Source organism: Streptomyces aureoversilis (assembly GCF_042657885.1).
Taxonomy (GTDB): domain Bacteria; phylum Actinomycetota; class Actinomycetes; order Streptomycetales; family Streptomycetaceae; genus Streptomyces; species Streptomyces aureoversilis.
In genome coordinates, this window is sequence record NZ_JBHSKJ010000001.1 from 721596 (window position 1) to 740926 (window position 19331).

The following is a 19331-nucleotide window of genomic DNA, read 5'->3' on the forward strand; positions in this document are numbered from 1 at the left end:
TCACCCACCGATCGGTCACTCACCGATCAGCCACCGACCGATCAGCCACCGACCAGGAGGTCCCGTTGAGCGAGCACCGCCCCACCCGCAGGAACGTACTGAAAGCCGTCGGCGGAGCCTCCGCCGCCATGGCCCTCGGCGCCGGGTCCGTCGTCGCGACGGCGTCGTCGGCCAGCGCGGCCGGCGACGGCTTCGGGCTGCGCATCGTGGAGCGTGGCGAAGCCGACCCCCGCATGTGGTACTACCGTTTCGAGACCCGCGAGATCGGCTGGAAGCCCGCCGTCAACGTCCTGCTCCCCGACGACTACCACTTCAGCGGGCGCACCTACCCCGTCCTCTACCTGCTGCACGGCGGCGGCACCGACCAGGACTTCATCACCTTCGACCGCCCGCCCCTGAACATCCGCGCCTGGACCGCGGGCAAGCCCGTCATCGTGGTGATGCCCGACGGCGGACACGCGGGCTGGTACTCCAACCCGGTCAGCTCGACCGTCGGCCCCCGGAACTGGGAGAGCTTCCACATCAACCAGCTGATCCCGTGGATCGACGCGAACTTCCGGACCTTCGCCGAGTACGACGGCCGCGCCGTCTCCGGGTTCTCGATGGGCGGTTTCGGCGCGCTGAAGTACGCGGCCAAGTACTGGGGCCACTTCGCCTCGGTGAGCTCCCACTCCGGCCCGGCCAGCCTGCGGGGCCCCGCAGGCGGGATCCAGGGCGGCGTCGTCCACTGGGCCAACGCGTCCTCCGCGGCGATCGAGCTGGGCGGCGGAACGGTCTACGGCATGCCGTGGGACCAGAACAGGGTCAGCATGGACAACCCGTGCGAGCGCGTCGAGAGCTACCGGAACAAGCGGGTCTTCATGGTCGCGGGCACCAGCCCCGAGCCGACCTTCTGGGACAGGTTCAACGAGACCGCCGTGCTCGACACCCAGCGGGAGTTCCGCGGCTTCCTCGGCAGGGCCGGCATCCCGCACGAATGGCACGAGGTGCCCGGCGGCCACTACGTCCGCCCCGAACTGTTCACCCATGACCTCGACGGCATCATCGACCGGCTCCGCAAGGCGTAGGCCGTAGGCACGCAGCAGAGTTCGCATGAGAGGCGCCTGGCGGGCAGCAGCCCGGACCAGGCGCCCGCCGGTGTCTGCCGGTTCCGTTCAATCGGCGTGTTGTGCAAACGACTTGGTGTCGTTCGGGCTACGTTTGACGTGTCATGCACATGGCATTGACGGAGCGAGGTCGTCGTACGCGTCCGGGCCCCTCCGGCAGTGCCGCACCGCAAGGAGGACACCGTCTCGTGAGGCGACCACTCGTCACCGTCATCAGCGCCCTGGGCCTCAGCGTGCTGCTGACCGTGCCGGCCGGAGCGGCGACCCCCGCGCCGACGCCGGACACCACGGACTTCACCATCGTGACCGAGCAACCGGCCCCCGATCCCGGGGGAACGCCGTCGTTCGGCCTCGACGACCGCAAGGCCCACCAGGGCCTGCCGAAGGAGAGCGCGCAGGGCATAGAAGAGCGCATGGCCGCTTCCCGCACCCTGCAAACGCTGAAGAGGGAAGGAAAGGCGCCGAGCGCCCTCGCCGAGCGGAAAGGCCCCGACGGGCGCCCCGAGGCCCCCGCCCTCCGGCGCACCGACCCCAACATCAACGTCTGCATGGAGAACAAGAAGACGTACCGGACCTACGGCTGGACCATCGACCACTTCTTCCACTGTCAGGGCACCACCCAGACCCTGTACAAGCAGAAGTGCAGGTGGCTGATCGGGTGTTACCCCGTCGGCTCCTTCAGGTTCCGCGCCACAACCATCGGCCAGGGCTACGAAGGACAGCGCCGGATCTACTACGGCACGCTCCTCGACAAGATCGACGTCAAGGGCGACGTCTCCGGGCTGAAGCTCCGCCACAGCATCGCCTGCGCGAACCTCAGCGGCTCGCCCCGCTGCACCTCCGAGCCGGGCAACGGGCGCACCGACACCCTCAGCGAGTGGATGCGCGACAGCACCGGCTCGTACCACTGGTTCAACTCGGCGCACGCGGGCGACGGGCCGGACAAGCGGGCTTACTACAACATCACCCAGCGTTTCACCGGCATCCAGGGCGGGCGGCACAAGTCCGTGACCACCGGCCGCGGCGGCTTCCGCTGCGACTCGGCGTCCTACATACCGGGGCGGAGCAGCGCGTGCGTCTTCGACGTCGTCGTCCCGGTGATGAGCAGCATCGGCATCCGGGACCGCGAGGTGCGGCAGACCGCCCGCAACATCCGTGACGCGCAGTTCCGGCCGGAGCGCACCAAGCCGGTGTACCGGGCGAAGGAGGTGCCCGGAGCACCGTCCAGCGGTCAGGCGCTGACCCGCAACTACTACGACAAGGCCATGCAGAAGCGCAGCGGTGACCGGGTCCGCGCCACCTGTGAGCGCTACTGGCCCGGATACGCCTCCCGCGGCCTGCAGTGCGACGAGTACCCCTTCGCGTCGACGTACCAGAGCGCGGGCGCTCAGCCTGCCCATCAGAACTACGCGGCCAAGGCCATTCCGGCGGAGGACAACAGGAAGGGCGGGGAACGGATCGCCGAGTTCTACAAACTCGACCGTATCCTCGACTCCGACGCCTTCTACGTCCACATCCGCAGCTGACCGCTGGAGGTGAGCCGGTGACGGCCGCACCCCCGCCCGCCGCACTCCTCGGCGCGCAGACCGCCGAGCCCTGCGTCTCGTACTTCACCTTCTTCCTGCGCGGCCTGGAGGACGGTGCCGATCCGCAGGCGGCCGCCGCCGGAGCCCCCGGACACTGGACGGTGCTCGCCGGGCCGGGCGGCGCGCTCTTCCGGTGCGCCACCACCGACTTCCACCCGCATGTGCGGCTGGAGAGCTGGTCCGGCGAACCGCCGGCGCCGCCGGGCAGCTGGGACACCCTGGACACGGTGGAGTTCGAGCTGTTCCGGCACGGGAAGGTGCAGCTCAACGAGTGGGACGGCTACCCGTCGGGCGAGCCGGTCGACCTCGGCGGTCCGGGCGTCTACGGGCTGCGCGCGGCGAGCCTGGGCCGCGACGCGGCACGGGAGCGGCACGCGGCCGGCGAGATGTTCTTCCACGGCACGGAGGAGTGGCTGATCCAGCTCTGGCCGCGCTGAGCCGCGGCCCTGACCAAGGCGGCCCGCCCCGAGCAAGGCGGCCCGCCCCGGGCAGGACGGCCGGGGCGGGCCGCCGCACGCCGGAGCTTCAGCAGCCGGCCAGTAGCTGTGCGGTCGCTCGTGCAGCCGCCGGCCCCCGCGTCAGGCCGCCAGTACCTCCGGGTTGGCGCAGTGGGCCAGGGGCTTGCCGTCGAGGAAGCGGGAGACCTCCGCGGCGACGATCCGGGCTGCCTTGTGGGCGACCTGCCGGCTGCCGCCCGCGATGTGCGGGGTGAGCACCACGCCCGGTGCGGACAGCAGCCGGGCGCCGGCCGGCACCGGTTCGGCGGGGAAGACGTCGAAGCCCGCACCGGCCAGATGGCCGGACTCCAGGGCGTCGCAGACGGCGTCGTAGTCGACGAGGGCGCCGCGCGCGCAGTTGACGAGGACGGAGCCGCGCGGCATGGCCGCGATCTGCGCACGGCCGATCATGCCCAGGGTCTCGTCCGTCACGCGCGCGTGCAGGGAGACGATCCGGGAGCGGTGCAGCAGCTCCTCCAGGGTGACCTGCTCGGCCAGGCCGGCGAGCGCTTCCGCCGGCACGTACGGGTCGTGCACCAGGACGCGCGCGCCCATGGCGACCAGTACGCGGGCCACACGGGAGCCTATGGCTCCGAAACCGACCAGCCCGACGACGCAGCCCTCTATCTCGATGCCGCAGGCGTCGTAGTCGTAGTAGTCGCCGCGCCACGCGCCCCGCTTGAGGTCGGTGTGGACGTCGCCGATGCCCCGGGCGGCGGCGAGCAGCAGGGCGAGGGTGTGCTCGGCGGTGGCGGTGGCGTTGCGGCCGGGCGCGTAGCTGACGGCGACGCCGTGGCGGGTGGCGGCGGCCAGGTTGGCGTTGACCGGGCCGCCCCGGCTTATGCAGAACAGCTCCAGGTCGGGGCAGGCTTTCAGGACCCGTTCCGTCAGCGGTGCCATCTGGGTGACGCACACGCGCACCCCGCGCAGGGCCTCGATCAGCGCGTCCTCCGTGCCCGACGCCTCGTCGACCTCGGCGACCGGTCCGAACGGGGTGTGCGGCCAGGGCAGGGTCAGCTCGCGGACGTCGAGCGGGGCTTCCGGCGCGGCGGCGCGGAGTTCCTCGGTCAGGAGGCGGGGGAGGACGAAGTGGTCGCCCGCGGCGAGGACGGTGGTGGTCACGGTGGTGCTCCAGGAAGGGTCGGACGAAGGGTCAGGCACGGGTGGGGGCGCCGGCGGTGACCGGTGCGTTGAGGCGCAGCAGGGACGCCTGCCCCTCGCGCAGCCGCAGCTCGGTCAGGGCCCCGTTCTCCAAGGCGGGGAAGACGACGCGGTAGCGGGAGAGGGGGATGCCCAGCAGCGCGCACAGGGCGAGGCGCAGCAGGGTGGAGTGCGCCACGACGAGGACGCGGCCGCCGGGGAGGTCGCGCGCGGTTTCCGTCAGGCAGGCGACGGCCCGGGCGGCGGCTGCCGCCGGGTCCTCGCCGCCGGGCAGGTGATGGGCCACCGGGTCGTCGAGGAAGGCGGCCAGTTCGCCGGGGAACGCCTCGGCCATCTCCGCGCGCGTGAGCCCCTCGCCCCGCCCGAAGCCGACTTCGGTCAGCCGCTCGTCGACGCGCAGGGGCAGCTCCAGCGCGGCCGCGGCCGGCCGGGCGGTGAGCCGGGCCCGGGACAGCGGCGAGCACATCACGGCGTCCAGTCCCTGCCCGGCCGCCCAGGCGCCCAGCGCCTCACCCTGCCGGCGCCCGAGTTCGGTGAGGGCCACGTCGCTGCGGCCCGCGTAGCGGTTCTCGGCGTGCCACTCGGTCTCGCCGTGGCGTACGAGGAGGAAGTCGGTCACTGCTCGGCCTTTCTGCGGGCGTGCGCCGCCACGGCAGGCTCCAGCCAGCCGCGTCGGGTCAGTTCGTCGGCGAAGTCGAGGTAGCGGGGAAGCAGGCGGGCGGTGCGCGCCGGGTCGGGGTGCAGCTCGGTGCGCACCCGGACCATGGCGGCCGCCGCGTCCTCCAGCGTGGCGCCCGAGGCGGTCGCGGCGAGCACTGCCATGCCGGTGGCGCTCCCGGATTGCTCGGGCAGGCGGACCGTGCGGCCCAGGAGGTCGGCGCGCAGCTGCGACCAGTAGGGGTTGCGGGCGCCGCCGCCGGTGAGGGTGACGGCGCCGTCGACGGGGGCGCCGAGGTGGTCCAGGTAGTCGAAGCAGAGCCGTTCGACGCAGGCCACACCGAGGAGGAAGGCGTGGAAGCGCTCGGCTTCGCCGGAGGGCCGGCCGAGGACGAAGGGGCTCGCTCCAGGGGCGCGGAAGGGGAAGCGTTCCCCGCCCCCGCCGGTCAGTGGGTAGGCCACGGCCGCCGAACCGGAGGCGGTGGTGGAGGAGGCGGAGGAAGCGGCGGAGGTGGAGGAAACGGCGGCGGCCTGCCGGGTGAGGGCGTCGAGGTCGGCCCCGGGGAAGTGCCGGGCGATCACCCCCGCGCCGCTGCTGGACGCCCCTCCGGGCAGCCACGTGCCGCCGGGACCCCGGTGGCAGTAGACGACACCCGCCGGATCCCGCACCAGACGGCTGCTGACGCCCTTGAGGACGAGGGTGGTTCCCAGGACGGAGTTCCAGGCGCCCGGTGCGAGCGCCCCCGCGCCGATCTGCGCGGCGCAGCCGTCCGTCATCCCCGCGACGACCGGGGTCCCGGCGGGGATGCCCGTGGCGCGCGCCGCGTCGGCGCACACGGTGCCGAGGACGGTGCCGGGGCGTACGACATCGGGCAGCAGCTGATGCGGGACGCCCAGCGCGGCCAGTTCCGCCTCCGGCCAGCGTTCCTCGACGAGGTCGTAGCCGGTCTTCAGGGCGTGACTGGCGTCGGCGGCCGTCTGCCGTCCGGTCAGCCGCCAGGTGATCAGGTCCGGCTGGTGCAGCAGCCGGGCCCCGGCGGGCAGCGGCCCCTGGTCCAGCAGCCACAGGAGCTTGGGCAGGGCCCAGGACGGCTGCATGGAGCGGTAGCCGGAGGCTTCCCACACGGCGGCGCCGGTGGTGTTGACGCGCTCGGTGCAGGAGCGGGCGCGCCCGTCGTCGTACATCAGGCCGGGGGTGAGCGGCGTGCCGTGGCCGTCGGCCAGCAGGATCGTGCCGGAGGTGGCGTCGACGGCCAGGCCACGCACCCGTTCGGGGGCGATGCCGGCGAGGGCTTCGCGGCAGGCGTCGGCGAGGGCCGACCACCACTGCTCGGGGTCCTGCTCGTGGCGTACGCCCTCACGCCGGCTGGTCAGCGGCCGGGAGGCGGCGCCCACCGTACGGCCGGTGCCGTCCACGGCGACGGCCCGGGCGCTCTGGGTGCCGAGGTCGAGGCCGAGGAGGACGGCGTCGGGGTCGATGAGAGGGGACGGGACGGGGGACGGGTTGGGGGAGGGGGCGTGCTGCGGATGCTGGTGATCAGGCATGTGTGGCGTTCCCTACGGGTGCGGGTGCCGGCATCTGGGCGGGTACGTGCGCGGGTGCGGCGGCGGGCGACCAGCCGAGGGAGCGGGCGGCGTCGCGCCAGGTGAGGAACGAGGCGTAGAGCTCGTCGTAGAAGACGCTCCGTTCCGGGTCGGGCTCCCAGCCGGCGCGCATCCGGACGTACTTGGCCGCCGCGTCGCGCATGCTCGGCTCCGCCCCGGTGAGCACCAGGCCGGTCAGGAACGCGCCCTTGGCGCCGAGTTCGGTGTCGGTGCTGCGGGCCGTGGGCACCCCGGTGACGTCGGCGATCAGCCGGCACCAGGCGTCGCTGGCCGATCCGCCGCCGCACAGGCGCAGTTCGCGGACCTCGGTGCGGGAGGCGCGCAGGCAGTCGCGCACCACGAGGGACAGGCCCTCGAAGACGGCACGGGCCAGGTGGGCGGGGGTGTGCTCCAGTGACAGGCCCCAGAAGGTGCCGCGGGCGCGCGGGTCGAGGAAGGGGGCGCGTTCCCCGGCGGGGGAGAGGTACGGCAGGAAGGCGAGGCCCCCGGCGCCCGGTCCGGTGCCGAAGGCCAGCTTCCCGAGCGCGGCGGGCCCCTCGACGCCGAGGGTCCGGGCCGCCCAGTCCAGGACCTCCGTGCCCGACAAGGTGGGGAAGGCGCGCAGGACGCGATCGCGGGCCCCGTAGGCGATGTTGACGCCGCAGGGCTCGCCCGTGGTGTCGACGTGCCGGGTGACGATCTCGGTGCACAACGTGGTGCCGAGGATGCCGCAGGCCTGGCCGGGGTCGACCACGCCGGCGCCGCGGGCGGTCGCGGCGATGTCATAGGGGGCCATGACCACGGGCAGCCCGGCGGGCAGGCCCAGTTCGCCGGCCGTGCGCGTGGTGATCTCGGCGATGTGCTCGTGCTCGCCCAGGACGCGGGGCAGGAGGCGGCGGGCCCCGGAGAGGCCGAACAGCTCCACGATCCGCGGGTCGTAGTCGCCGGTGGCGTGGTCGAGGAAGGGCGCGGACGCGTCGGACTCGTCGACCGCGGCGACGCCGGTGAGCTTGAGAAACAGCCAGCCCGCCGCCGTCAGTGCCGTCGCGGAGCGCTCCAGCCGTTCCGGGTCGTGCTCCGCGAGCCAGCTGATGATCGCGTTGGGCATGCCGCCGCACGTGAGGGAGCCGTTGCGCCGGAACGCCTCCTCCAGGACGCCTTCAACCTCCCAGCGCCGCAGCAGACCGCCCGCGCGGCCGTCGGACCACAGGACCGCGGGCCCGGTGGGGCGGCCCCGGCCGTCCACCAGCCAGCAGCCGTCGCCCTGCGCGGTGAGGCTCACGAGCCACACGGAGCCGGCGTCCGGACCGAGCTCGGACAGGGCGCCGCGCACGGTACGGACCACGCCGTCCCACACCGCGTCCATGTCCTGCTCCACCCAGCCGGGCCGGGGCCGCAGAACCTCGGTGGCGACGCGCGAGACCGCGATCTCCCGCCCCTGGTCGTCGAAGACGACCGACTTGATCACCGACGTGCCGACGTCGATGGTGAGAACCGACATGACTTCGAGTACCTGCCTCTTCGCAGTGGCCGCGTCACCAGGGACGACGGCCGGTTCGCGGTCGTAGCGAAACCCGCCGCCGGGCAGGGCGTCAATCAGCCACGGTCCATTTCCCGCGCCGCGGGACGCGCGCTGTGTGAGGTCCTTCCCGGGACCGGTACGGGCGGGGCCGGGCCGGAACACGCCATGTTAGGTTCATGTGAGATTCACATGATGGCGATAGTGGCGGTGACGGTGGCGTGACTCCCCGGTGCGGGGCGGTGCGGGGCGCCCCGGAGAGGATCGGCGGCGTGACGCGCGGAGACGGTCAGGAGGAGCGGCGCCGGCAGCTGCGCGACCTGGTGACGGCCAAGGGGTTCGTCCGGACCTCCGCGCTGGCCGAGGAGTTCGGCGTCAGCGTGATGACCGTGCACCGCGACCTCGACGCGCTGCAGGCCCAGGGGTGGCTGCGCAAGGTGCGCGGCGGCGCGAGCTGCCTGCCGTCGACGCAGTTCCACGGCAGCGTCGGCGAACGCATGACGTCGATGACGCGGACCAAGCAGCGGCTGGCGCGCGCCGCGGCCGACCTCCTGGCACCGGGCCGGGTCGTGATGATCGACGACTCCACGACGTGCCTGGGCCTGACCGGGCAGATGGCCGGTCGCACACCGCTGACCGTCATCACCAACGCCCTGCCGGTCGTCTCCGCACTGGCCCGCGAACCGGGGATCTCGCTGATCGCGCTCGGCGGCACCTACTTCCCGGCCTACGACGCCTTCATGGGCCTGCACGCCGCGCAGAGCGCACAGGCGTACCGCGCCGACGTGCTGTTCATGTCGACGACCGCCGTCACCGGCGGCCGCTGCTACCACATGTCACCGGAGACGGTGCAGGTCAAGCAGGCGATGATGGCGTCCGCGACCCGGCGCGTGCTGCTCGTCGACCACACCAAGTTCGCCAACCAGGGCCTGTACGCGCTGGCGCCCCTCACCGACTTCGACCTGGTCCTGGTGGACGACGCCACCCCTGTCCCGGAGGTGCGGCGGCTGCGCGAGCAGGGCGTCGAGGTCCGCGTCGTTCCCGGTCGCTGACGCCGTCGAGGTCCGTGCGACCCGTGTGAACTTCACGCACACTTCACGTGCCCGAGCGGGCCCAAGGCCCCTACCGTCACCTTCCTGAACAGGGCCGACGCACCGTCGCCGGACCCGTGTGACGCGCACCGGACGGTGATTTCACGCCAGCGCCCTGAGCTGTCGCGGGGGCTTTCCCCTGCCGCGTTGACGCCCGCACCGCCCCGTTTCATCGTGGCGCTTCGTCGTGGCGCACCTGCACACCCCCACACCCCCCTCCCGTGCTGCGCCGCGTGCCCTCCCGCTCCGTACAGCCCCCGGAAGGTGGTTGCCGTGACCGTTGTCATGGACCCTGCATCGTCGGCCGATCGCGCCCCCCGAAGACGCTGGCTGGACCGCGCCGGCCTGCCCCGGACCCTCGCGTGGGGCTACCTCGGCGTCCTCGTCTTCATGATCGGAGACGGCGTCGAATCCGGCTACCTGGCGCCCTATCTGCTGGACGAGGGCCTGTCCAAGCAGCAGGTGGCCCTCCTGTTCAGCGTCTACGGCGTGACCGCCAGCGTCGCCGCCTGGTTCTCCGGCGCGCTGTGCGACCTGTGGGGGCCGCGCCGCGTCATGACGCTCGGCCTCGGCATCTGGGTCGTCCTCCAGATCGCCCTGCTGCTCTTCGCTCTCCCCACGACCGACTTCCCCCTCCTGCTGATCAGCTACGGCCTGCGGGGCCTGGGCTACCCCCTCTTCGCCTACGGCTTCCTCATCTGGGTCACCGCCGTGACGCCCCGGCGGCGGCTCGGCTCCGCGGTCGGCTGGTTCTGGTTCGCCTTCACCGGTGGCCTGCCCACCCTCGGCTCCCTCGTCGCCAGCTTCGCCGTACCGCACATCGGCGCCTACGGCACGCTGTGGCTCGCCCTGGGGCTGGTCGCCGCGGGCGGTGCCGTCGCCCTGCTGCTCGTCCGCGAACCCACCGGCCGCCGCCGCCTCGCCCCCGCCGGGGAACGCCCCCTCGCCACCCTGATCGGCTCGCTCGCCATCATCTGGCGCAGGCCCCGCATCGGAGCCGGAGCGGTCGTGCGGGCCATCAACACCGCGCCCCAGTTCGGCTTCCTCGTCTTCCTGCCGGTGTTCTTCACCGAGACGCTCGGCTTCACCCTGAGCGAGTGGCTGCGACTGCTCTCCGCGATGTTCGCCACCAACATCTTCTTCAACCTCGTCTTCGGCGTGGTCGGCGACCGCATCGGCTGGCAGCGCACCGTCGCCTGGTGCGGCGGCGTCGGCTGCGCGGTGACCACCCTGCTGCTGTACTACGGGACGGTCGCGGCCGGCGACGACTTCCCCATGGCCGTGGTGCTGGTGAGCTTCTTCGGCGCCACGCTCGCCGGATACGTGCCGCTCTCCGCCCTGATGCCGTCACTGGCACCCGACCACAAGGGGCAGGCGATGTCGGCCCTGAACCTGGGAGCGGGCGCCAGCACCTTCCTCGGCCCCGCCCTGGTGGGCCTCCTCCTCGGCCCCCTGGGCGTCGAAGGCCTCATGTGGGTCTTCGCCGTCCTCTACCTCGCCAGTGCCTTCCTGACGGCATTCCTGCGCCTGCCGTCCCCGCAAGAAGGCACGGACCGCTGAACCGGGCGTGCGAACGGCGGTGCCCGGGCGCTGGGTCGCGGGTGCGCGACCACGCCACCGCCAAGTCCCGCACGGGGCACGACCGGAGAACGGCAACCCGAGCCGCCCGAGAGGCAGTCGGTCCACGACCTCCCGTCCGGGATGTCAGTGCCTGCCTCTACGGTGGGACACCGGAGATGGCCGTGGCATGACGGAAGGAGGTGCAGTCGTGCGCAGGGTTCCTGCGGAGATGTTCCGGTTCACCACGGGTGAGCGTGCCGATCTGTACCAGGCGGTGCTCGGCGCGTTCGGTGCGGCGGGCGAGCACTTGGAGACGGCGCTGGCGCTGGACGGCGTGCGCGAGTGGATGCGCACGGTCGGCTGGCTTGCGGCGGTGGAGGACGAGGAACTGCACGACGCGCTGAAGAAGCTGGCGGCCTGGAAACTGCTGGACGTTGTGCAGAACCACGCGGAGAACTACCGCACGGCCGAGGACTACGAACGGCGCAACCTGCAGTACTCGCTGACCCGGCGCGGTGAGGCCGCGCTTGCCGGGGTGCGGCATGCGCTGGACGTCCTCGCCGAGAAGGGGGCACTGCAGAGCGCCGTCCTGGAGGCCATCACAGACCGTCTCGACGAACTGTGTCTTCTGGCCGACGAACCTTCCTCGGCGGACCGCCGGATCTTCAGCGCCCTGCGCGAACTGGAGGGACACCTGGACGCTTTGGTGGAGAACACCAAGGCGTTCAACGGCGAGTTGCAGCGACTGCTGCGCGCCGAGGGCACGGACTTGGGCGTGTTTCGCGAGGTGAAGGCCGCCACCGTCGCGTACCTGCAGGAGTTCCTGATCAACCTGGATCGGCGTGGGCAGGCCGTGGCCGCCGCGGTGGCCCGGGTGGAGGAGCAGGGCATGGCCGTGCTGCGCGAGCGGGCGTTACGCGGGGCCGACCTGCCACCGGTGGCCGGCGACGATCCTGCGCCCGCCTGGCTGGAGAGCCGGCGGGCGCGCTGGGCGGGCCTGCGGGCGTGGTTCCTTCCGGACGACGGGGCTCGTCCGAGGATCGACCAGTTGCACGACATCGCCCGGCGGGCCATCGTCTCGCTCCTGCAGGTCCTGGAGCGGATCAACGAGTCGCGGCGCCGCTCCTCCAGCGCCGTCCAGGACTTCCGGGAGCTGGCGCGCTGGTTCGCCGCGGCCCCCGGCGAGGAGGACCTGCACCGGCTGTGGTCGGCGGCCTTCGGCCTGGGCCCGGCCCGGCACGCCCACCTCGCCCATTCCGATCCCGAGCTGATTCCGGCATCGCTTCCCTGGTCCGAGGCCCCGCCGGTGGAAGTATCGGCACTGCTGCGCACGAGTGGCAGGACCGAGCGGTTCAGCCGTACGGCCAAGGTGCGCAACATAGCAGCGGTCAAGGCGGATCGTGCCGAGCGAGCCCGCAAGGAGCGTGGGGAACTCGCACGGGCATGGGGAGAGCTGGCCACTGACGGACCTGTGCGGCTCTCGTCCTTCGGCGCACTCGATCCGGCGGTCTTCGAGCGACTGCTCGACCTGCTGGGCCGAGCCCTGTCCGCCCGCCCGGACGCCACCGGGCTGCGGCGCGCCAGCACCGGGGACGGACGGGTGGAGATCGTGCTGACTTCACCCGACGACGGCCGGACCGCCCTCCTGCGCACCGCGCAGGGTGTCCTGGCCGGACCGGACTACACCGTGCGGATCACCACTGCCGGCGCAGCGGGCCCTGCCTCCGCCCCGGTCCGGAGTGAGGAGGCGGCGGGATGAGTACACTCGCCAACCAACTGGCGGCTGCCGAGCGGGAAGAGGTCGCCCGGGGGATCCGCCTGCTCCTGGCCCGCCCTTTGCTCACCGAAGCCGCCGATCCGGTTGGCTTCGACGTGGTCCGGCGCCGTCGTGAGCCGCTGGCCAAATGGTTCGACTACACCTGCGGCTGGAGCCTGGTCGTGGAACCCCGGCGAGGGTATGCGCGACTGGCCAAGGTCCGCCCCACCGCCGATGCCTCCCGCCCGGCCCGCAGGCCGCGCTCAGGCCGTGCCCCGTTCGACCGTCGGCGCTACGTCTTGCTGTGCGTCGCCGCGGCCGAGCTGCTGTCGATTCCGGTGACGACCATCGGCATGCTCGCCGAACGCGTCGTGCAGGCCACCGCCGCCGACGGTGCCCTGCCCGCCTTCGAGCCGGTCAACCGGCAGGAGCGGACGGCGTTCGTCGACGTCCTGAAGCTGCTGGAGTCGTACGGAGTGTTGCGCGCCGTGGACGGCGCGACGGAGGCGTACGTGGAGTCGGCGGAGGCCAAGGTGCTCTACCGCGTGGACACCACCCTGCTCATGCGGCTTCCCGCAGCGCCCGTCGGCGCCTCCCGGCAGGCCGTGCCACCGGACGAGGTGCCGCTCAGGTTCGAGGAACTGCTCTCCGGGCTCGTACGCGAGCGGCGCTACGGCGGCAGCGCCCCACCGGCCGGCGACGGGCAGACGGAGAGCGAGCCCGAGGCCGCCTCCGAAGCACAGCGAAACCTCTGGCTCCGCCACTCGGTGCTACGCCGCCTCTTCGACGACCCCGTGCTCTACCGTGTGGACCTCACCGCCGACGAGCTGGCATACGTCACCTCCCTGACGGGGCGGCAGATCTTGCGGCGTGCTGTCGAACAGGCCGGATTCGTCCTGGAGGAGCGCGCCGAGGGGTTCCTCCTCGTGGACCCGGATGCGATCGCCACCGACGTCCGGTTCCCCGACGACGCGTCCACCGCCCGGATCGCCGCGCTGCTCCTGCTGGAGCACATCTGTGCCGCGCCGGGCGGGCTGCTCCCCGAGCAGCTCTCCGAAGCCGGTGGTGAGCTCATGCGCCGCTTCCCCCGTTGGGCCATGGCCTACCGGTCGGAGGACGGCGCGACGAGGCTGGCGCAGGACGCCGTGCGGGTGCTGTGCGACGCCGGGCTGGCCCACCGGGCCGGCGTGCGCACCTTGGCACGCCCGGCCGCCCACCGGTACCGCGTCGTGGAGACGAAGAGCACCGCCGCGCACGACCAACACGCGGACGGAAAGGACAGCGACGTGCAGGAGACAGGGAACGCGGCCGCCACGGATGGCAGCCCGGTCGAGGGAGGCCTGTGGTGAGTGTGACGGAATTCCCGCTGCGCGGTGCGGTGCAGCGATCGGAGGAGGCCTCCGGGGAGGCCGCACTTTCTCGAGACGCAGTCCCGAGTCGGGGCCGCTGGCAGCCGCATCGCGCGGGCATCCTCAACGTCTGGCGCTACTACGACGAGACCTTCGCCTTCCACCGAGGACGCCTGTTGCTGCGGGGGCAGAACGGCTCCGGCAAGTCAAAGGCCCTGGAGCTGCTGCTGCCCTTCCTCTTCGACGCCAGCCTGCGCCCCTCCCGACTCTCCACCTTCGGTGGCTCCGAGCGCACGATGCACTGGAACCTGATGGGTGAGGGAGCCGTCGGCAAGACCCGTGTCGGCTACGTGTGGGTGGAGTTCCGTCGCACCGGCGAGGACGGCGAGGAACAGTGGTTCGCCTGCGGGGCCAGGCTGCAGGCGAGCGTTCACACCAGCGGAGTCCACACCGACTACTTCACCACCGCCGGCCGCGTCGCCTGCCCCGGCGGCCTGTTCCTCGTCGATGCGTCGTCGCAACCCCTGACCCGTGCCGCCCTCGCCGAAGCACTGCGCGGGCGCGGCGAGGTGCACACCTCGGCCGCCGACTACCGCACCACCGTGCGGCGCACGCTCTTCCCGGGCATGGGGGAGCAGCGCTACGAGTCGCTCCTGGCGGCCCTGCTCCAGCTGCGCCAGCCCAAGCTGTCCGAGCGGCTCGACCCGTTGCTGCTGTCCACCCTCCTCTCCCAGGCCCTGCCTCCGCTGGGCGAGGGCGAGATCGCCGAACTCGCCGAGGGCTTCGAGCGGCTGGACCGGCAGCGCGAACACCTGAAGCGGCTCGACGACGAGGTGGCGGCGGCCGAGTCCGTCGCATCTCGGCAGCGCAGTTACGCACGACGGGTGCTGCGCGCCGGCGCCGCCGCGCTGATCTCGGCGACCACCGAGATGGACAACCGCACCCGCGTGGCCCGGGAGAGCACCCAGGAGCACGAACAGGCTGTTCAGGACAGGGAGTCGGCCCGGGCGCGGCAGGAGGAGCACGAGCGGCGCGGGCATGCACTGGAGGAGACCATCGAGGGACTCCGGGAAAGCGACGCCTACAAGCGGGGCGAGGAGCTCGACCGGCTCCGCCGGAGTGCCGACGACGCCGGGGCTGCAGCCCGGAGGTCGCTCGCCGCCGCGGAGTCCCGGCGGGAACAGGCGGACAAGGACGGTGTGCTGGCCGACCAGGCCGCACGCCGCGCCCGTACGCTGGGCGACCACGCCCGGGAAACCGCCGATGACGCCCTCCGGTCCGCTCGGGCAGCAGGCATGGAGTCCGTTCACCACGAGGCGAAGACGTACCTCGGTGCCCTGCACCCGCCTGCTGACACCACACGGCCGGCGTCATCCAGCCTGGCCGACGCGGGCGCACCGGCAGGCCGCGCCGTGGACGAGGACCGGTCCCGCCGCGCCCGGCAACTGCTGCGCGGCGCGGTCACCGCCCGTCGGGAACAGATCGCGCTCGTCACCGAGGCGATGGAGGCGCACGAGCGGTCAATACGCGACCGCAGTTCCGCCGAGGAGACGCTGGAGCAGAACCGCACCCGGTTCACAGAGGCCGCCGGCCACCGGGATGCCGCGGCCAGAGCCTGGGAGGATGCATGCTTCGCACAGGCCGGGCGGTTGCGTACCTGGGCCGGGGGATGCGCAGAACTGCGGATCCCCGACAGCGAGGAACTCGCCGTCCGGGCGGGCTCCGAGGCCGAGGTCACGGCCCTGGTGGACGCCGCCGCCCGCACGGTGGAGCGGGAGATCGCCGAAGGCGAGGCTGCTGCCCGGGCCGTGCACCAGGGCCTGCTGGAGGAACGGACCGGACTGCTGGAGGCAGTGGAGCGACTGCGCCAGGAGACCGGTCTGCCACCTTCACCCCCGTCCACCCGGACCGCCGACCGCTCGACCCTGGCGGGCGGTCCGCTGTGGCGGTTGGTCGCCTTCCGCGACCACGTTCCGGCCGACGTGCAGGCGGGCGTGGAAGCCGCGCTGGAAGCAGCGGGCCTGCTGGACGCCTGGGTCAGCCCCGAAGAAGGCCTCACACTGCCCGGCCACGACACCAGGGCCGAGGCGGCCCTGGCCGTGCCCGCCCCGGGGCCGAGCCTGCTGGAGGTGCTGCGCCCCGAAGAGGACATCCCGGTTCCGGCCGCGACCGTCACCCGTCTTCTTGCCTGCATCGCGTACGCCACGCACCTGCCCGACGAGGCTCCGGCGGCCGTCTCCGCCGACGGCGCCTGGCGGCTCGCCCCCGCCACGGGCACCTGGAGCAAGCCGGAGCCCGCGCACATCGGCGCCCTCGCCCGGCAGAGGGCCCGGCAGCGCCGCATCGCCGAACTGTCCGACCGGATCAGCGAGGTGAACGCCTCACTGGCCGTGATCGACGACCAATTGCGCGCGCACGCCGCACGCCGGGCTCGTCTCGATGCGGACCGGGCGGCCCGTCCGGACCACCGGGACCTCGATGCCCGGCGCCGAGACCTGGACCGCGCCGAGGCGCAGGTGGCCGTGCGGGACGACGCCGTACGCGACGCCGTTGCGCGCCTGGAGCGGTGCGAGGAGGACGTGGCAGCCGCCCTTCGGATGCTGAGCCGCCGATCGGCGGAGCACGGCCTGCCCACTGACCGCGGCCTGCTGCGGGAGTTGTCCACCGCCGTCGACGCGTTCCGGGACACTGCCGACACCTGGGCGGACGCCTGCCTGAACGCGATCGCGGCTGCCGAGAACGCGAACCAACTGGCGGCGCAGGCAGGACGCTCGCTACAGGCCGCTGAGGAACAGGCCGACGAAGCAGCGGATGCGGCAGCCGAGGCCGAGGGGCTGCGGGCCAGGCTCGAAGCGGTGGAGTCCACCGTCGGTGCGGACTACCGGCAGGTCGTCGCGCGCGTCGCCGACACACGGGCCGAACTGCGCCGCTGCCGCGAGGAGGCCAGGCGTGCAGGCGAGGACCTGCTCCGCCTGGAACGGCGCATCGGGGAACTCCAGGCCACCAGCGAAAGGGACGCCGAGCTGCGGGAACAGGCCGTCGCGGCGCGGGACGGCGCGGCACGCCGCTTCCGGCACCTGTGCCTGCTCGGCCTGGCGGAGGACGCCGGCATCACGCTGGAGCTCGGCGCCGAGGACGGCGCCAAGGCCACGCTCGAGGCCACCCGCGCGACTGTGGCGAAGTGGCCCGACACCCCCTATGCCCCACGCAACCTGGGCGACGCCGCCAACCGCCTGTCCGAAGCGGTCCACGAGGCCCGTCGACACCTCGGTGCCCGCGCCGATCTGAACCTGGAGCCGGATGACGACGTCCAGCTCTTCACCGCCACCCTGGACGGCGTGCGCGTCGGGGCACCGGGGCTGCTGAGGACTCTGACGCAGGAGCGTGACCGCAGCCGGGACGACATCAGCACCGCGGAGCGCCGCCTGTTCGACCAGATCCTGACCGGAGACATCCGCCGCCACCTCGCGGCCCGCATCCGCCAGGCACACGACCTCGTCGAGCGGATGAACGGCCACCTGGAGCGCGTCCGCACCGCCTCCAAGGTCGCCGTCCAGCTGGTCTGGCAGGTCCGCCCCGACCTCGAGGACGGCACCCGCACCGCCCGTGATCTGCTGCTCAAGGACCCGGGCCGGATCACCGAGGCCGACCGGCAGGCACTGCACGGCTTCTTCCGCTCCCGCATCGACCGCGCCAAGGACAGCGACACGGCCACCAGCTGGGAGGAGCAGCTGGGAAAGGTGCTCGACTACACGGACTGGCACCGATTCACCGTCCGGCTCGACCGTGCGAACGGAGAGGGCTGGCAGCCTCTGACCAAGAAGCTCCACGGCGCGCTCTCCGGCGGCGAAAAGGCGATTGCCCTGCACCTGCCGCTGTTCGCCGCCGTCTCCGCCCACTACGAGGCCGTGCCCGCAGCACCCCGCCTGATCCTGCTGGACGAGGTATTCGTCGGGGTCGACACCGTCAACCGCGGACAGGTCTTCGCCCTGCTCGCCGCGCTCGACCTGGACCTGATGCTCACCTCAGACCACGAGTGGTGCACGTACGGGGAGCTGCCCGGCATCGCCGTCCACCAGCTGCTCACCGGAACGGACGGCGACGACGCGGTCACCAGTGCCCGATTCATATGGACCGGGACCGACTTGTCGGCGGACGAGACCGGGGCGGAGACGCCGGCATGACACACCCCGGAACGACCCCCGGCGAGCGCACCCTGCACCGGCCCGAACTGCACCCGGTGTGGCAGGCGGTCCATGACCGCCTCTCCTCCGGACGGCCTGTGACCCGCATACGCCTCGGACCCCTCGACGACGGCCAGCGCGCCGCACTCGCCGACCTGCTCGGCCTTGAACGGCTGCCGGATGTCCGTCCCTCCGTCCCGCTGGCCCGTCTCGACGAGGCAGTGGCCGAACTCTGCGGTCGCACGGTGTGCGAGGTCGTCGCCGACCTGATCGGCCCGTTGACGGACCGCGCGGCCGAACGGCGCCGTCAGGAGGACGAGCGGGCCGCCCTGTGGGCATGGCTTGCGGGTCACGACGTCATACGGGCCCAGCCCGTCCTCGCCGACTGGGCCACAGCCTGCCGCGCGGCCGGCCTCGTCGGCGGCTCACCGGAGCGCACCCGCGAGCTGCTGACCGACGCACTTGCCGTACTTGCGGCGCTTCCCGCACAAGGCGAGCCTCTGCCCGCCTTCGCCGCGCGGATCCTGCGCGGCGATTCTCATGCGCTGGACGACGGCACCCGGCTGTCTTCCGTCGTCCTCCGGGCACTGGCAGCCGTCTACGGCACCGACACTCCGCAGGCCGCGGAGGACCGGCGCCGCCTGTGGGCCTGTGCCGGCATCGCCGACGACGAACTGTCCACCACAGTCCTCACTGCCGGGCTGTGCCCCCACGGCGACGGACCGCTCGCCAGTGTGATGCGCGTGTGCACCGAAGCCGGGCAGGCGGCGAGCCTCACTCTCGCCCAACTGCGTGCTCCGGGCGAATTCACGCTTCCCGGAACCCTTGGACCCGTTGTTCACGTCACGGAGAACCCCAGCATCCTGGCCCTCGCCCTGCAGCGATTCGGCCCGGGCTGCCCGCCGATGGTCTGCGGGTCAGGGTGGCCCAACAGCGCCGCGATCCGCCTCCTGCGCTTCCTCGCGGGCAAAGGTGCCGAGCTCCGCTACCACGGTGACTTCGACGGCGAGGGCATCCGCATCGCCGCCTACGTCCTGGACAAAACCCCTGCCCGACTCTGGCGCATGACGGCAACGGACTACCTCGATGCCGTGGCCCGTACACCGGGCGGTCCTGCGCCCGGACGGCTGACCGAAGCACCCTGGGACCCGGATCTCAGACCGGCGATGGCGAGCCACGGCATCGCCGTGGTCGAGGAAATCGTCGCCGACGTACTTTTGGCCGATCTCGCCGAGGCCGGCGTGTGGGCTGATGGGATCGGCGGATGACTCACCGGGAGTC

Annotated in this window: 13 protein-coding genes; 9 read left to right on the forward strand and 4 right to left on the reverse strand. The window is 72.6% G+C overall.

Translation table 11 applies throughout. The annotated features are described in order from the left end of the window. Positions 1-65: 65 nt before the first annotated feature. From ACFPP6_RS02780 to ACFPP6_RS02790, 3 genes are all read left to right on the forward strand, one after another. Complete coding sequence (locus ACFPP6_RS02780) at positions 66-1067, forward strand: alpha/beta hydrolase (RefSeq protein ID WP_382036690.1); 1002 nt, start codon at positions 66-68, stop codon at positions 1065-1067. A gap of 227 nt (positions 1068-1294) precedes the next feature. Further along, entirely contained in the window at positions 1295-2632 is a 1338-nt protein-coding gene (locus ACFPP6_RS02785) for a NucA/NucB deoxyribonuclease domain-containing protein (RefSeq protein WP_382036692.1), read from the forward strand. A gap of 17 nt (positions 2633-2649) precedes the next feature. Beyond that, positions 2650-3129, forward strand: a complete 480-nt coding sequence (locus tag ACFPP6_RS02790) for a hypothetical protein (protein WP_382036695.1) — start codon at positions 2650-2652, stop codon at positions 3127-3129. A gap of 141 nt (positions 3130-3270) precedes the next feature. Here the strand turns inward: ACFPP6_RS02790 and ACFPP6_RS02795 are convergent, their stop codons facing one another. From ACFPP6_RS02795 to ACFPP6_RS02810, 4 genes are read right to left on the reverse strand one after another with little or no spacing between them, the layout of a single operon-like run. Next, positions 3271-4311: a 2-hydroxyacid dehydrogenase gene (locus tag ACFPP6_RS02795; protein WP_382036698.1), complete on the reverse strand. Its 1041-nt coding sequence runs from the start codon at positions 4309-4311 to the stop codon at positions 3271-3273. Positions 4312-4342: 31 nt separating this feature from the next. Next, positions 4343-4969, reverse strand: coding sequence for a histidine phosphatase family protein (locus ACFPP6_RS02800; protein ID WP_382036701.1), 627 nt, complete (start codon positions 4967-4969; stop codon positions 4343-4345). Then, positions 4966-6552, reverse strand: a complete 1587-nt coding sequence (locus ACFPP6_RS02805; protein ID WP_382036704.1) for an FGGY-family carbohydrate kinase — start codon at positions 6550-6552, stop codon at positions 4966-4968. Before ACFPP6_RS02805 ends, ACFPP6_RS02800 begins: the two co-directional genes overlap by 4 nt. Further along, positions 6545-8092: an FGGY-family carbohydrate kinase gene (locus tag ACFPP6_RS02810; protein WP_382036707.1), complete on the reverse strand. Its 1548-nt coding sequence runs from the start codon at positions 8090-8092 to the stop codon at positions 6545-6547. Before ACFPP6_RS02810 ends, ACFPP6_RS02805 begins: the two co-directional genes overlap by 8 nt. A gap of 290 nt (positions 8093-8382) precedes the next feature. Here ACFPP6_RS02810 and ACFPP6_RS02815 point away from each other — a divergent pair, with 290 nt between their 5' ends. The 6 genes from ACFPP6_RS02815 to ACFPP6_RS02840 all read left to right on the forward strand — a co-directional run bounded on the left by ACFPP6_RS02815 (position 8383) and on the right by ACFPP6_RS02840 (position 19318). After that, positions 8383-9162 carry a DeoR/GlpR family DNA-binding transcription regulator gene (locus tag ACFPP6_RS02815; protein WP_382036710.1) on the forward strand — a complete coding sequence of 260 codons (780 nt, stop codon included), beginning with the start codon at positions 8383-8385 and terminating at the stop codon, positions 9160-9162. Positions 9163-9474: 312 nt separating this feature from the next. After that, entirely contained in the window at positions 9475-10761 is a 1287-nt protein-coding gene (locus tag ACFPP6_RS02820; protein WP_382036712.1) for an MFS transporter, read from the forward strand. 208 nt (positions 10762-10969) lie between these two features. After that, positions 10970-12520, forward strand: coding sequence for a TIGR02677 family protein (locus tag ACFPP6_RS02825; protein ID WP_382036714.1), 1551 nt, complete (start codon positions 10970-10972; stop codon positions 12518-12520). Further along, positions 12517-13866, forward strand: a complete 1350-nt coding sequence (locus ACFPP6_RS02830; RefSeq protein ID WP_382036716.1) for a TIGR02678 family protein — start codon at positions 12517-12519, stop codon at positions 13864-13866. The genes ACFPP6_RS02825 and ACFPP6_RS02830 overlap by 4 nt, the downstream gene beginning before the upstream one ends. Beyond that, positions 13863-18050 (forward strand): TIGR02680 family protein, encoded by a 4188-nt coding sequence (locus ACFPP6_RS02835; protein WP_382036719.1) that lies wholly within the window; start codon positions 13863-13865, stop codon positions 18048-18050. The genes ACFPP6_RS02830 and ACFPP6_RS02835 overlap by 4 nt, the downstream gene beginning before the upstream one ends. After that, positions 18047-19318: a TIGR02679 family protein gene (locus tag ACFPP6_RS02840; RefSeq protein WP_382036720.1), complete on the forward strand. Its 1272-nt coding sequence runs from the start codon at positions 18047-18049 to the stop codon at positions 19316-19318. The genes ACFPP6_RS02835 and ACFPP6_RS02840 overlap by 4 nt, the downstream gene beginning before the upstream one ends. The last annotated feature ends 13 nt before the right edge of the window (positions 19319-19331 follow it).